Below are 13,532 nucleotides of genomic sequence, written 5' to 3' on the forward strand. Positions count from 1 at the left end.
GTATGATCATCAGCGCTAGGAGAGCGTAACGTGTATGGAGGAGAGTTCTTTCTTTACCGCCTGCCTTAAGGGTCATAGCACCTTTCTATGGACTTTTCTTCGAAGGCATTGATTTTTTATTTTTTGTAAGACCTCGCCGGCGCGCCTTCTAGGCGGTGGCTTTCTTCACGTCTTCTACGAACTGCCTGGCCTTCTCCAACTCTTCTCTCAGGGAGCTCAAGGTGTACTCTCCGTCGTAGAAGCATCTTACGTGGAGCGTGTATTCTCTAGCCATGAACCTGTCCTTGAAGCCTTGCCTCGCTACTTCGGGGTCTTTCGCGGCTAGTTCTTCGAGGGCGAGCCTTTTCTGCCTGTGGGTCTCGATGTTTTCCTCGCTGAAGCCCTTGGCGAGTAGGAGTGCGTCTGCCGCTTTGGCTACGGCGCGCCAGGCTTTCTCGGCTGAGTCCCTGATTGCCTCGTCGCTTCCCTCTTTGACGCCTTTCTCGAACTCTTCGAGGGCTACCCTCAGGAGGTTTTCTGCTTCTTCAATGAGCCTCGTGGTCCTGGCTGTGTCCACGGGCGGTTGTTCGCCTCGGGAGGGTTAAGCTTTTTGGGCTGGGGTTGAAGCTGGTTTGTGCGAGGGGTGGTTGTATGTGTCGAGGGTGAGGTTGAGGGAGGTTCTTAGGTGTGGGGCTTTGGAGGACCTTGTCCCGGGGTTGGAGAGGGTTGTAGACGAGCTGGTGGAGAGGTATAGGCCTTTGGAGGTGATAGTGGCTGGTTCTCTCGCGAGGGGTGAGTTCGTGCGGGGGTTGAGCGACGTGGATATTCTGGTCGTTGTTGAGCGCGAGGTTTCGGATAGCGAGAGGTTCGCGCTGAGGAGTGTGGGGGACGTGGATGTAGAGGTCACGGTTGTCTCAAGGAGGGAGCTCGAGGAGGCGGTGGCCGCCGGGAACCCTTTCTACGCGGAGGCTTTCGAGAGGGGTGTGAGGGTTTACAGCTCGAAGGCTTCCCGGTAGCGGTGGCTGGTGTACGCGATGGTTTTAAGTGTGGGTGTACGCGTATGTTCTCGGTGCGTTGCTGGTGGAGGGGCGTGACTGTCTCTTTTAGGATTCCGGGGGAGCTTAAGAGGCGTATGGATGAGCTTGGAGGCCGCGTTGACTGGGGTGAGGAGGTGAGGAGGTTTCTAGAGAGGAGGGTTGAGGAGCTTGAGCAAGCGAAGGCTGTAGAGGATTTAGAGAAGGTTATCGCTTCTCTTCCCCCCGGCGCCTAGCGGGACCGCCGCTAAGTACGTTAGGGAGGACCGCGAGGATGGTTGATGCCGAGGGTGGAGTGTCGGCTGTTCGCGTTGGGGTTGAGCGCGGATCTGCTCGTGGAATGTTTTGAGCTCATCGGTTAAGGGCTGAACGTTTACCACCGATTACTATTCGTTTTCGATTCTTGATCGTCCGCCCCGAAAGCCTTATTTAACTTTTTGCACAGTAATTCCTGGATGCCCCGTGTCCAGGGTTTTGGTCGTCGCTACGTGGGGCTTCCCGGGTAACTGGCTCAAAGAGCGGTACTCGGCCGCTGTTCCGCCGGCCAACGTCGATAAGTGGCATAGGTTGAGCGAGTGGAGCATTGGAGGCTACGTGGAGGCCCACAGCCCTACTCCCGTGGAGGCGAAGGCTTTGAGCGAGATGGGCTTCGACGTGGGGGTCGTCGTCTACGCTCTTGACTCTCTGTCCGCTGTTCCGAGATTGAGCGTTCCCTCCGACGACGACGTCAGGGGGAAGCTTGTAGAGGAGCTGAACAAATACGTCGACGGGTGGTTGAACAAGGACCCGGAGGGTTACGGGGAGGTTCGCGGGAGGGCCGAGAAGGTTGCCGGGCTTTTCGTCTCCGGTTACTTCGGGGAGGTTGGGTTCCCGCTCGACAAGGTTTCCACGGTTGTTCTGCCGGGTACGGGTGTGTACGCGCTGGGCCCCGGTAGTAAGGGTAAGAGGTACGTGTTTAGGGGGTCGCCGCAGAACGCGGCTGTCGCGATGGAGCTGGACCTGCTCGAGAGGGTCGACGCCTTCAAGCCGGACGCCGTTGTCTTCGACTCTACGCACGGGATAAACTACCTGCCCATAGTCGCGAAGAGGGTTGTCGAGAGGGTGGCTAGGGTTTACAGCGCGCTTGAGGGGAGGAAGGTCTGCGTCGCCACCGTTCAGAGCGATACTCCGGCGGGCGGCCTCGCGGGCTTGGAGCTGGGCGTCATGGTTGTCGACGTGAAGGTGTTCAGCGCCTCGCCCAGGGAGGTCTTGGAGGAGTTGCTCCCGCACTTCGACTCGGAGCCTTACAGGATGCTCAAGAAGGATGAGAAGGTCAAGCCGCCGGATAGCCTTAAAGAGCTGAGGAAGGAGTTCGGGGAGCTGAAGGAGGTTAAACCGCTGGCGAAGGCCTTGGTGGAGCTCGCCGGCTACGGCTTAACGCTTTACCTGTGCTCGAAGGTGAGGGAGCTCGCCGGCGGGGATTTCTCCTCGATGGCCGGGAGGCTTTTAGAGAGGGTCAGAGGGGCGCTCTACGAGAGGGACGTCGCCTCCGGTGGCGAGGTGCGCGTGGAGCATGTCTACGCGTTCAGCGACTCCGTGCCGGGCGTCTTGGAGGCTGTCTACGTGCTTGGACGCGTGGTCCCGAGGCTGGCGGAGCTGTGCGGGGTGGACGAGCAGGGGTTCATGGGGGTTGACAGGCTCTTGGAGGTGGGGAGGTCCCTCGGGCTTACGAGGCTCGGCGAGAGGTTGCTGGGCTACGAGGTGAGCGACGTTAAGAGGAGGGTTTCGGCGGCGAGGGATGCTGGGATAGAGCTTGAGGGGAGGGTTGTGCCCTACGCGGCTGTGTACGACGCTGTGGAGGGCCTGCTCCGCAAGGAGGGTGTCGGGGACTCGGTTAGGAGGGAGGCTGTGGAGAAGTTTAAGGAGATCCTCGGGAGAGGGGTTAAGTGCGACGTGGACGCGAGGAACTTCTACGCTCACGCGGGCCTGGAGAGGAACGTCGTGGAGGTCAAGGTGCAGGGTGGGAGCGTCTACGTGAGGTACAGGGAGGAGTGCATGGAGAACGTGAGAAGCGTTGTGGAGAAGGGTTGAGCGCGCTGGGCGCTACGCTTCCACCTCATCCAGGAACTTTACTCCGGCTTTCCTGAGGGCTTCGAGGACGGGTATCATCTCCTTTTCGGGCGCCCTGAAGAGGGGGGTGGCGTCTAGGGCTTGGGCTGTCGCTATCGTGTAGCAGTCTGGTAGCGCTATTCGAAGCCTCTTCTTCAGCTCCCCGGCCCTCACGGCTACGTCTTCGTCTGCGGCTACTGGGGTCGCCCTGGCGGTGACCCAGTCTATGAACTCTAGGGCTTTCTCGTTCGGGTCTTCGACGCCGGCGGCGCCGTATATCCTTGAGGCGACGTAGAGCGCTTCGCTCAGCGTGACTACGCTGACGTAGAGCTTGAGCCTTCCCCTCGCCGCCTCGCCGAAGAGCTTCTCGACCCTGGGCCTGTAGGGGGCCCTCGCGACTATGTACTCCGCCAGTACCCCGGTGTCAAGGACTGCCCTCAGCGCCGCCCACCCCGGCGCCCTCCTCCAGCTCGTACTCCTCGCGTAGTAGCTTCTCGACGAGGGAGGGGTCGACGTCCACGACCGTCGGCCTCAGCGGCTTCAGGACTATCGCTCCCCCCGCTACCTCGGCGTAGACCTCGTCCCCCTCGCTTATGCCGGCGGCTTCCCTCAGCTTCTTGGGCAGTATGACGACGCCCTTCCTGCGGACCCTGAGCACGGCTTTCATCACGGTTACCCATGCTTACACGGTTAAACCCGGATAAAAGTTTAACCATCGTCAACTGTCGACCCCGAGCTTTTTAAGCCGGGCGCCGTTGCTTTCCGTGTTGCCGCGGGAGGTGGAGGAGAGGGTTCGGGAGGTTTGCGGCGAGCTGAGGAGGAGGGGCTTCGACTGCGACGTCTCGCCGGAGGAGTTCGCCGCGTACATGGAGGCCGACACCTACACCGGGGACAGGGCGGGGCTGTGGGGCGTCGTGGGCAACAGGTACCTCTTGATCCACGAGCTCGCGGAGATAAGTGCGCTCAAGAGGATGGGGTACAGGGTCGACCGGGGCGTCTTGAGGAGGGCCTACCCGGACTCCTACAGGGCCCACCTGGAGGCTATGGACGTCGAGCTGAGGGTCGCCGCTGAGGAGGGGGACCTCGGGTGGGTGGAGGCTAGGCTGAGGGACCTGGCCGGCTACCTCTCGGACCCCCTCCTGCCCGAGGGGCTCGCGGAGGAGGTGGGGCGCCTGCTCCGCAAGTACTCGGGCTACGTGCGCTAGGTTTATCTACTCCGGGTTTTTTCCTGGAGCGTATGGCGGGGGTGCTCGTAGTCTCCACGGTGGGTACGAGCATACTGGGCAACGTGGAGACCAAGTGGCTGGACAGGGTCCCCGAGAAGTACCGCGGCCTCGTCAAGGGTTCTTCGAGGCTCAGCGTCACGGACGAGAGGCAGAGGGAGTTCGAGGCGAGGGCCCACCCCGGCGACGAGCTCTTCGACGCCGTCTACAGGGTCCTGGAGGCTAGCCCCAGGGAGGCTAGCGCCGAGCTTAACGCTCTGCTAGGCTTCCTGGAGAGGAGGAAGGGTAGCCTTGCGGGCGCGGACGTCGAGCTCATGTTCTACTCGACCGACACTGGTACGGGGTACTTCTGCGCCAGGCTCGTCGAGAGGTACGCGAGGGAGAGGCTCCGGGGGGCGCTGGGCGGGGCGAGGGTCCAGGTCCAGGAGCCCGTGAAGCTGAAGAAGTTCGGGTGGGGCTACGAGTACTTCCACGAGGCCCTCCTCGACATGGTGGACAAGGCGGCTAGGCTGATGGCGAACAAGAAGAGGAGCGGGTACAGGGTCTACGTTAACGCTACGGCTGGCTTCAAGGTGGAGGCGGCGTACCTGACGCTGGTCTCGCTACTCGTAGGCGCGGACTCCGTGTTCTACGTGCACGAGGCTACGAGGGACGTCATCGAGCTACCCGTGCTACCCCTCGGCTTGAAGGCGAAATACGCCGATGCCTTGCGGGAGCTGAGGGAGCCCACCCCCAGGGGCGCCCTGGAGAGGAGGGGCGTAAGCGTGGAGGAGCTCGAGGAGAAGGGCCTCGTCGAGGTCAGGGACGGGCTGGTAGTTGCGAGGGAGTGGGTCAGGAAGCTCCTCGAGCTAGTCGAGTAGGAGCGTTGCCGCGCCGCGGCCCGGCGCCGGGTGTCCGTAAAGGTTTTTAGGCTTGCCGAGGTCTAGTCTCGATGGCCTCCAGCCTTAAAGGCGAGATGCTCAGGCTGCTCAGGGAGGACGAGGAGTTTAGGTACGCGGTAGTGGGGCTTCTGGGGCTCGAGGATCTAAGGGCGGAGTTGAAGGGGTTGAGGGAGGCTGTCGAGAGGCTAGTGGAGGCACACGCGAGGGCCGAGGAGAGGCTGTCCAGGCTAGAGGCGGCGGTGGCCGGGCTCGGGGAGGCTGTTTCCAGGCACAGCGAGGCTATCGCTAGGCTAGAAGTAGCCGTAGCCAGGCACGACGAGGCAGTAGCTAGGCTGGAGGCGGCTGTAGCTAGGCTGGCGGAGGCTCAGGCGAAATCCGAGGAGAGGCTTGCCAGGCTGGAGGAGGCTGTGGCTAGGCAAAGCGAGAGCATAGCGAAGCTGGAGGCGGCAGTGTCTAAGCACAGCGAGGTAATAGCCAGGCTGGAGGCGGCAGTAGCCAAGCACGATGAGACGATAGCTAGGCTAGAGAAGGCCGTAGCCAAGCACGACGAGTCCATCGCTAGGCTGGAGAAGGCTATAGCTAGGCACGACGAGGCAATAGCTAGGCTCGAGGAGGCTGTGAGGGGGCTTGCCGCGCAGGTCGGCAGGCTCAGCGAGGCAATCGGCTTCGGGCTGGAGGACGTGGCGGCCCTCATGGTCCCGGGCTGGCTGTACAGGCACCTGGGCGTGGAGGTGGAGCTGGGCAGGGGCGTCGTGAGGGTGGACGGGGAGGAGGTGGAGGTCGACCTGTACGGGGAGGGGACCAGGGAGGGGAGGAGGGTCTTGGTCGTAGGCGAGGTGAAGGCGAGGATTTACAGGGACGACGTGGACAAGTTCTACCAGAGGGTCTACGCGAGGCTCGCCGGGAGGGAGGCGGGGGAGGTCCTGGGGGTTCTGTTCGGCTTCTTCGTGCACCCAGCCGCCGACGAGAGAGCCCGGGAGCTAGGGCTCTACGCGCTCGCACCTTACAAGCGCTGAGACTGTGCTCCCGCGCGATGCGAAGAGGGGTTGGTGCGCTGGTCTCTTCACACGCCAAGTATCTTCTTCAGAATCTCTCTATACGAGGGTATTTGCCATGCATAGTACTCCCCTATGCCGATCTCCTTGTCTGGCTTCACATCCTCCCTCGCTATCGTCGGCATTCCTTTGTATATGATTAGATTGCGTCTTAACAGTATCCTCTCCGCCTCTCCCATCTCTACAGACGCCCTATGCCATATGTTGTCGGGGTCTTCGATAATCAGCTTAACTTGCTCCACGAGCCCTCTGCCTCTAACCTCCTTGGCTACTGAAACCAGCCTTGCGGTTGCATCCTTGATCATGTCGTCTATGCTCCACCCATACGTTACCTTAAGCTCTACCAGCTTCCCAGGGTTTCCACCCAGCAATCTCCAAACAGTTTCGAAGTCTATGCTACTTGGTGGGTTAAGCTCTTCGAACAGCTCCTCGAAACCCCTTTTATCAAGGTTCCATAGGAGAGCTATGTACGAGTGCCTATGTCTCAGTACAAGGTTTAGGCTTTCCCCCTCAGACGTTGTAACAGCCATGTTTATAGCTCTTGGCTTGTATTCCTCGTAGAGCTTCCACATAGCTTCGTAGAGCCACTTAACATACAGCTCGATCTGGTCGAGCCCAACGGCTTTTGCAACATCGTCAACCGCTATGAGTATGTAGCTTTCCTCCAGCTTTCTCTTCGTAAGAGCTTTTTCAACGAGAGTTACGATGGATTCTGCTAGCGCTCTCCCAACCGCGAGACCCGAGAACCTCTCAACAAGGCTTAGAAGAGTCTCAGTTGCTATTCTCACAGACTTCGATGAGAGAAAAGCCTTTGACAGCGACTCTCTCTCCAAAGCATCGATGTATATAGCTATAGCGTCTTCACCGAAGAACTCCTCAAACCTAGAAACAAACTCTTTTAGGAGCCTCGTCTTCCCGCAGCCTTCGGGACCATAGAGATAGATGGGGGTAGCTCTCTGGGATGAGCACCAAGACCTTAGAGAATCGATCTCCTTGACACGGTTAACAAACCTCACATAAAAAGACATTTTTACGCCCCTCTGCAACCACCCGCCTCAGCACCTGTTTAGCATCAATTTATTTCAACGCTTAAAGCTTTTACCGTTGGCTTTTGTTTTCACTGCAAATAGAAGCCTTGCTCCCTAAGGCGAGGAGGGGGTCAGAGATGCTTACTAGCAACCATTCCCAGCTCTTTGTAAAGCGCGGCTCGAGCACCGGTACGCATAGGAGGATCGGGGGGTTGACGTGTGGAGGGTTGTTGAGGAGGCTTTGAGGAAGGCTGTCGAGGAGGAGAAGCTGAGGAGGGTCGAGGAGGCTCTGAGAGGCTTCGCTGAGAGCATGGGCGATCTTCCGGTCGAGGAGTGGGTGGAGGTCGTGAAGGCTTCCAGGAGGGGCAGGATTCCCGGTGCTCGTTGATGCCTCGGCCCTCTATCCTTTCATGAAGTTGTCCCGTGATCCCCGCGCGCTAGCTCCTCGAGGGCGCCGCCGTGCTCGACTTAACGCTGTACGAGGTTCTTAACGCCGTTGTAGTGGAGGGGCGCAGAGGGCTTCTCAGGGACTCTCGCTCGGCTGTATCGTCGCTAATCGAGTACTTGTAGGTGGTACGAGTCGAGCCCGAGGATCTCCAGGCCATAGCTGAGGCGGCTGTAGAGTTCGGCCTCACGGCTTACGACGCGGCTTACGTCCACTACGCTAGGGCACGAGGCTCGTTACTAGTGACAGGGAGTTGCTGGAGAAGGCTGGGGGTGTCGCCGTATCGGCGGAGGAGTGGTTGAGGGAGACTCTGCACCGCAGTAACCAAGGACGGAGCGTCTAAGCCTCGGAGGGGCGAAAACCTTGGTAGACGGGCTTGGCACGCATTCTCACGGAATCTGAGTCTAGAGGAGGCTATCACGCTAATGCTTCTTACTCAGCCGCCGGCTTTAAGCGGTACCCGCCGCGGGCCGGGCTCTTAGGGCTACCGCTCCTCACTATCCTAACCCCTCTCGTGTCGACCCCGAGCTCCCTGAGCTTTGCGGCGAGCTCGGACAGCGTCTTTGCCTCGGCGAGGGTCTCTCCACCCTTAACTGCAAGGTAGCGCACATTTTCCTCTATCTCCAGGGAGGCTAGGTAGCTCCTGAGGGCGTCCTCGACCACCCTGGATACCCTTCTCCTCGACCCGTAGAGAGCCTCCGCGGCCCTTCTCAGGCGCTCTGCCAGGTCGTCGTCTATCGAAACGGTCAACCTCGCCACGAGATGTAAGAGGGCTCCGCGAATTTAAGCTTACTTGCACGGGCACCTAGCTGAGCACGGGCCCCGGCTGCACTGTTGCTCACCGCGTGGCTCGGAGTGCTCTTTCGACTAGCTCCTCGACGGGGACGTAGTCGTAGTCGAAGCCGAAGTGCCTGGGTCCGAAGTACCTGAGCCCCTCGGGCGTCCTCCAGATCTCCGGCGCCTTCGCGGCCACCCCGTGTACCTTGTCGCCGACCTTCAGCTCCGTGTTCGTGACGGGCTCGCCGTCGTCCCTGAGCAGGGAGAAGAGGTCGGGAGGCATTACCGCGGGCTCGCCGTCCACCCAGACCATTATGTGCTCGTTCTTTATCCAGGTCCTTAGGGTCCTCCCCCTGTACTCCCCCGTCCCCCTCACAACGGCCTCCCCCAGCAGGAAGCCGCCCTCGTCCCTCCACTCGTACCTCTCGACCACGCCCTCGAAAACCCTCCACCCGCCCAGGGCGCGCGTAGCCGCAGCCACGGGGCCCCTCCCCTCCTCCCTGGCCCTCAGCACCTCCTCGCCGACCCTCATCGCCCTCGACACCGTCCCCCTAACCACGGCCCTAGCCGCCTCGCCGCGCCTCATCGGCGTATCCGCCACGGCGGCGCGCCCTCCCCCGAGCACCGAGAGGTGCCTCACTACCGCCTCGTAGTCGTCGATGCTCGCGTACTCCTTAACCACGACCACGTCTCCGCTAGCGGTCACGGCGGCCGAGGGGCACAGCGGGACCCCTGCGACGATCGCGGAGCACTGGTGCACCTCGGGCGCCGCCCTCCCGACGAGGTCACCGTCGACGGCCGGGACTCCGAGCTCGGCGGCTAGGCTGAGGGCTGCCGCGGTGTTCCCGCCGCCCATCTCGTTCGGGACTATCGCCGCAACCCTCCCGCCCAGAACCTTCTCCAGCTCCTCGACAGCCCTCCTCAAGGGGTCGGCGATCCTGCGCTCCCTAGCCGCCGCGGCGCCCGGGGCTATCGAGCCGACGTTGTACGCCGTGACCGCGAAGCCCTCCTCCGGGAGCTCGCCGACGTCGACGATCCTCACGGGCAACCCCCTCCGCAGGGCGTCTAGGATCGCTGCCAGCCCCCGCGAGGGGCTCCCGCCACCGCCCGTCCCCAGGATTGTAGCGCCGAGCACCAGGGCCCTCGCCTGCCTCTCCGTCCTAACCTCTATCACCGCGCAGACCCCGGGTTAACGCCGCTACAAACCTAAATAACCCTCGGCCGGAAGTAACGCATGGGTATGAAGGCAAAGACCCTCGCACTGCTAGTAGCAGTAGCAGTGGTCGCCGCCTACGTGATGTTCACGGCGCCTAAAATGCTACCCCAGCAGCCGGCTACAGCGCCCGCCGAGAAGCCTAGAAACGCCACAGTCGCTCTGAGGGTTCACGGCGTTGGGGCCCTGCTCGTCAACGGCTCAAGCTACGTGAACACCACCCTGACGCTCAGGGTTCCGGCGGTCCTGGCTATCAACGCGTCGGCGCCGAAGGGCTGGAGGCTGAAAACGCTGATGGTGAACGGGTCGCCCGTTTTACCTGGCGTAGCGAAGGTGTATGGGAACACTACCGTCGAGGCTGTGTTTGAAAGGGTTTTCTGCACTGTTTACCTGCGCGCGAACGTCGAGGGTGCTGGGGCTAGGGTTAACGGCTCCCTCTACCGGCTCCCGGCGTCCGTCGAGGTTCCGTGCCCGTCGACAGTGCTCGTCGAGCCCGTAGCCCCGGGCGGCTACAGGCCCGTCAACTCCTCGGCCGCGCTGGAGGTCTCCTCGAACTCCTCGTTGCTCCTAGTCTTCGAGAGGTCCAGGAGGGTGGCGCGGTTCGTCAACGTCAGGGTCCCCGTCTCCCTCAACGGGACTGTCTACGCGGGGGACTTCGAGGTGGGCTTCGAGGGGGTGCTTAGGCTGAACCTCTCGCCTTACGGCGTGGACGACGCTGGTTGCGTGCCGTTCAACGAGACCGTCAAGGTGTGCCTCGAGGGGTGGAGGAGGCTCTCGACGAACCAGACGCTCAGGGCGAGGTGGCTCGCGCTCAACCTCTCGGATAGCGAGGTATTCGAGCAGGTGTGGGGCTATGCGCCCGCGAAGCTCGAAGGAGCAGTCATAGAGCTGATAGCCGGCAACACCACCGTGAAGACCGTCGCGCAGCCCTCCAAGATGATGGTCGTACCCTTCCGCGCCGTGTACAAGTACCTGGGCAACGGCTGGTTCTGGGTAAACGGCTCCGACTGGGTCTTCTACATATCCATGCCTCCCTGGAAGAAGATAAAAGTAGAGCTCAACTACACGGCTTGGGGAGGAGCATGGGGAAGGCTCGCGGTGGTCGTCAGGAACGACAACCTATACTTCGACGTGGGCGCAGCCTTAGGCAACACGCCTACGCTCACCTGCGTGATAGACAGGGGCATAATCGACCTCTTCTACCCCTGGACCTTTAAGAGCGAAGACGAGATCAACCGACTCTTCATACAAACGGACTACTCCAAGTACTTCTCCTGCGCAACTTGGGAGAGGAGGACAGCCGCGGGGCCATCGCTCCGCGTAGAGCCGGGAATGAAGCAGGGAGACCTGAGGTTCGATGGCACAGGGGAAGCCTACATAAGGATAACGATACTCGAGCAACCCTAAAAGAATTCGCGCGGCGTGGCTACCGGCGATAGTAATCCTTAAAGCACCTTCACCAGCTATCGTGGCGTTGACGAGCGTTCTTCGCTAGCCTTATTAGCCCGGCTGTCCGGCTTTGCTTGTGAGGCTCGGGGTTTCGACTTACTCGTACTGGCACTTCGAGGGGCCTAGGTTGCCGCTGAGGGAGTACTTGAGGAGGGCCTACGAGGACGGCTTCGCGGGGGTCGAGGTTCTCGTGGACCACGTGGAGTCGAGGGCTAGGAGCTACCTGAAGGAGGTTAGGAGGTTCGCGTTCGAGCACGGCCTCGAGATATACGCCGTCGCGCTTCACAACAACTTCGTTAGGCCTGACCCCGCGGAGAGGGAGGCGGAGGTTAAGCGTGTCGTGGAGTGGCTTAACGTTGCCTACGAGCTCGGCGCGGACGTAGTCCGGGTGGACTCTGGGAGGTGGGGCACGGTGAAGAGCTTCGATGAGCTGATGGCGAGGAGGGGTGTTGAGCCACCGCTCGAGGGCTACAGCGAGGACGACGCCGTGGAGTGGGTGGTGGACTGCCTGTACCGGTGCCTCGACGCGGCCGAGGAGCTCGGGGTTATAGTGGGGCTGGAGAACCACTGGGGTCTCACCACGAGGGCTGAGACTATGCTTAAGATAGTGAGGAGGGTTAGCTCGAGGTGGTTCGGCGTCGTCATGGATACCGGGAACTTCGTCCACGACACTTACAGCGAGCTGGAAGCCATAGCGCCCTACGCCGTCATGGTTCACGCGAAGACTTACTTCGGCGGCGGCGTGTGGTACACGCTGGACCTCGACTACGGCAGGATATTCGGCATGCTCCGGAGGCACGGCTTCAAGGGGTGGGTTTCCCTCGAGTACGAGGGGAGGGAGGACTACTCCTCGGGCGTGAGGAAGAGCAGGGAGCTGTTGATGCGCTACGTCGGGGGCGGGACCTGTGGTTAAGGAGTACGCGCTGGAGTGGATAGACGGCTACAGGGAGAGGCTGGTCAAGGTCTCCGACGCGATCTGGGAGTACGCGGAGCTCGGCCTCAGGGAGTTCAAGTCCTCCAGGCTCCTCGCGGGCGAGCTCGAGAGGCACGGCTTCAGGGTCGAGATGGGGGTCGCCGGGATGCCCACCGCCTTCGTCGCGACGTGGGGTAGCGGGAGGCCCGTCATCGGGATCCTCGGGGAGTACGACGCGCTGCCGGGGCTCTCCCAGAAGGTTGTCCCGTGGAGGGAGCCCCTCGTCCCCGGGGCGCCGGGGCACGGGTGCGGGCACAACATCCACGGGGCTTCCGGGATGGCGGCGGCGCTCGCCGTCAAGGCGGCGATGGAGAGGGAGGGGCTGGGGGGCACTGTGAAGTTCTTCGGTTGCCCGGCGGAGGAGAACTTCAGCGGCAAGGTGTTCATGGTGCGCGACGGAGTGTTCGAGGGCGTTGACGCTGTTCTCAGCCACCACCCCGGCGACATGAACGCGGCTACGCTTAAGAGTAGCCTTGCGGTGAACTCCGCGAGGTTCCACTTCTACGGGAGGGCTTCCCACGCCGGCGCGTCGCCGGAGGAGGGGAGGAGCGCGCTCGACGCCGTCCAGCTGATGAATATAGGCGTGGAGTTCATGAGGGAGCACTTGCCGCAGGACGCGAGGGTCCACTACGTCGTGGAGAGGGGTGGGGGCCAGCCGAACGTTGTCCCAGAGTACGCGAGGGCCTGGTACTACGTCAGGGCGCCGGAGAGGGAGGAGGTCGAGAGGATATACAGCTGGGTCGTGGACATAGCGAGGGGAGCCGCGCTGATGACGCAGACGAGGGTCGAGGTGGAGTTCCTCGAGGGTGTCTACAACCTCCTGCCGAACAGGGTTCTCGCGGAGCTCGTCGTGGGGAACATGCGCGAGGTTGGGCTACCGGAGTACAGCGAGGAGGACTTGAGGTTCGCCGAGGAGATAGCCAAGACGATACCGAGGGAGGTGAAGGTGGGCCAGCTGAGGAAGTCCGGGAGGCCCGGCTGGGAGCGGCTCGTGGACAAGCTCATCGACGACGAGGTCCCGGACCCGTGGGGCGAGGGGACGGTGATGCACGGCTCGACGGACGTAGCCGACGTCAGCTGGCAGGCGCCAACACTGGAGTTCAGCACCGCCGCCTGGGTCCTCGGAACCCCCGCGCACTCCTGGCAGGCAGTCGCCCAGTCAGCCGCCGGGATCGGGCACAAGGCGCTGATCTTCGCGTCGAAGGTGCTGGCCGCCTCGGCCCTCGACCTGCTCACGAAGCCCGAGATCCTGGAGAAGGCGAAGGAGGAGCACAAGAGGAGGCTCGCCGGGCGCGTCTACAGATCCCCGCTACCACCGGGCCACAAGCCCCCGCTCGACGCGTGGGAGAAGTAGCTACGCCTGGAGACGGCGCCCTCCCCGGCAATG

The 13,532-nt window shown here is 61.9% G+C and carries 17 protein-coding genes; 11 read left to right on the top strand and 6 right to left on the bottom strand.

The window, feature by feature from the left end:
• Positions 1-148: 148 nt before the first annotated feature.
• Positions 149-556, bottom strand: a complete 408-nt coding sequence (locus TPEN_RS06845) for a PaREP1 family protein (RefSeq protein ID WP_011752997.1) — start codon at positions 554-556, stop codon at positions 149-151.
• 76 nt (positions 557-632) lie between these two features.
• On the opposite strand from TPEN_RS06845, the gene TPEN_RS06850 reads away from it, so the two are divergent.
• The 3 genes from TPEN_RS06850 (at position 633) to TPEN_RS06860 (ending at position 3,083) form a co-directional block, all read left to right on the top strand.
• A complete protein-coding gene (locus TPEN_RS06850; RefSeq protein WP_011752998.1) occupies positions 633-995 on the top strand; it encodes a nucleotidyltransferase domain-containing protein in 363 nt (120 codons plus the stop codon).
• 44 nt (positions 996-1,039) lie between these two features.
• On the top strand, positions 1,040-1,249 hold the full coding sequence (gene vapB / locus TPEN_RS06855) for a type II toxin-antitoxin system VapB family antitoxin (protein WP_011752999.1): 210 nt from the start codon (positions 1,040-1,042) through the stop codon (positions 1,247-1,249).
• A gap of 226 nt (positions 1,250-1,475) precedes the next feature.
• Positions 1,476-3,083, top strand: coding sequence for a TM1812 family CRISPR-associated protein (locus tag TPEN_RS06860; protein ID WP_011753000.1), 1,608 nt, complete (start codon positions 1,476-1,478; stop codon positions 3,081-3,083).
• Positions 3,084-3,095: 12 nt separating this feature from the next.
• Here the strand turns inward: TPEN_RS06860 and TPEN_RS06865 are convergent, their stop codons facing one another.
• Both TPEN_RS06865 and TPEN_RS06870 read right to left on the bottom strand, forming a co-directional pair.
• Positions 3,096-3,542, bottom strand: a complete 447-nt coding sequence (locus TPEN_RS06865) for a PIN domain-containing protein (RefSeq protein ID WP_052885256.1) — start codon at positions 3,540-3,542, stop codon at positions 3,096-3,098.
• Positions 3,526-3,768, bottom strand: coding sequence for an AbrB/MazE/SpoVT family DNA-binding domain-containing protein (locus TPEN_RS06870; RefSeq protein ID WP_011753002.1), 243 nt, complete (start codon positions 3,766-3,768; stop codon positions 3,526-3,528). Before TPEN_RS06870 ends, TPEN_RS06865 begins: the two co-directional genes overlap by 17 nt.
• A gap of 100 nt (positions 3,769-3,868) precedes the next feature.
• Between TPEN_RS06870 and TPEN_RS06875 the strand changes: the two genes are divergently transcribed.
• The 3 genes from TPEN_RS06875 (at position 3,869) to TPEN_RS06885 (ending at position 6,221) form a co-directional block, all read left to right on the top strand.
• On the top strand, positions 3,869-4,306 hold the full coding sequence (locus TPEN_RS06875) for a hypothetical protein (RefSeq protein ID WP_052885257.1): 438 nt from the start codon (positions 3,869-3,871) through the stop codon (positions 4,304-4,306).
• Between the two features lie 32 nt (positions 4,307-4,338).
• On the top strand, positions 4,339-5,184 hold the full coding sequence (locus TPEN_RS06880) for a putative CRISPR-associated protein (protein WP_052885258.1): 846 nt from the start codon (positions 4,339-4,341) through the stop codon (positions 5,182-5,184).
• Between the two features lie 71 nt (positions 5,185-5,255).
• Positions 5,256-6,221 carry a coiled-coil domain-containing protein gene (locus tag TPEN_RS06885; protein ID WP_011753005.1) on the top strand — a complete coding sequence of 322 codons (966 nt, stop codon included), beginning with the start codon at positions 5,256-5,258 and terminating at the stop codon, positions 6,219-6,221.
• A gap of 47 nt (positions 6,222-6,268) precedes the next feature.
• On the opposite strand, the gene TPEN_RS06890 is transcribed toward TPEN_RS06885, so the two are convergent.
• Positions 6,269-7,288 (bottom strand): ATP-binding protein, encoded by a 1,020-nt coding sequence (locus TPEN_RS06890; protein WP_011753006.1) that lies wholly within the window; start codon positions 7,286-7,288, stop codon positions 6,269-6,271.
• A gap of 217 nt (positions 7,289-7,505) precedes the next feature.
• Between TPEN_RS06890 and TPEN_RS10000 the strand changes: the two genes are divergently transcribed.
• Both TPEN_RS10000 and TPEN_RS09885 read left to right on the top strand, forming a co-directional pair.
• Positions 7,506-7,676 carry a hypothetical protein gene (locus TPEN_RS10000; protein WP_011753007.1) on the top strand — a complete coding sequence of 57 codons (171 nt, stop codon included), beginning with the start codon at positions 7,506-7,508 and terminating at the stop codon, positions 7,674-7,676.
• Between the two features lie 182 nt (positions 7,677-7,858).
• Complete coding sequence (locus TPEN_RS09885) at positions 7,859-8,035, top strand: PIN domain-containing protein (RefSeq protein WP_148678009.1); 177 nt, start codon at positions 7,859-7,861, stop codon at positions 8,033-8,035.
• 130 nt (positions 8,036-8,165) lie between these two features.
• Here TPEN_RS09885 and TPEN_RS06895 read toward each other — a convergent pair whose 3' ends face one another.
• Positions 8,166-8,492, bottom strand: coding sequence for a CopG family ribbon-helix-helix protein (locus tag TPEN_RS06895; RefSeq protein ID WP_011753008.1), 327 nt, complete (start codon positions 8,490-8,492; stop codon positions 8,166-8,168).
• 79 nt (positions 8,493-8,571) lie between these two features.
• A complete protein-coding gene (locus tag TPEN_RS06900; RefSeq protein WP_011753009.1) occupies positions 8,572-9,684 on the bottom strand; it encodes an S-methyl thiohydantoin desulfurase family protein in 1,113 nt (370 codons plus the stop codon).
• Between the two features lie 66 nt (positions 9,685-9,750).
• On the opposite strand from TPEN_RS06900, the gene TPEN_RS06905 reads away from it, so the two are divergent.
• The 3 genes from TPEN_RS06905 (at position 9,751) to TPEN_RS06915 (ending at position 13,499) form a co-directional block, all read left to right on the top strand.
• Entirely contained in the window at positions 9,751-11,130 is a 1,380-nt protein-coding gene (locus TPEN_RS06905) for a hypothetical protein (RefSeq protein ID WP_148678010.1), read from the top strand.
• A 118-nt stretch (positions 11,131-11,248) separates the two neighbouring features.
• Positions 11,249-12,085, top strand: a complete 837-nt coding sequence (locus tag TPEN_RS06910; protein WP_052885260.1) for a sugar phosphate isomerase/epimerase family protein — start codon at positions 11,249-11,251, stop codon at positions 12,083-12,085.
• On the top strand, positions 12,078-13,499 hold the full coding sequence (locus tag TPEN_RS06915) for a M20 family metallopeptidase (protein ID WP_011753012.1): 1,422 nt from the start codon (positions 12,078-12,080) through the stop codon (positions 13,497-13,499). Before TPEN_RS06910 ends, TPEN_RS06915 begins: the two co-directional genes overlap by 8 nt.
• Positions 13,500-13,532 lie beyond the last annotated feature (33 nt).

Origin of the sequence: Thermofilum pendens Hrk 5 (assembly GCF_000015225.1) — an archaeon.
Lineage (GTDB): Archaea > Thermoproteota > Thermoprotei > Thermofilales > Thermofilaceae > Thermofilum > Thermofilum pendens.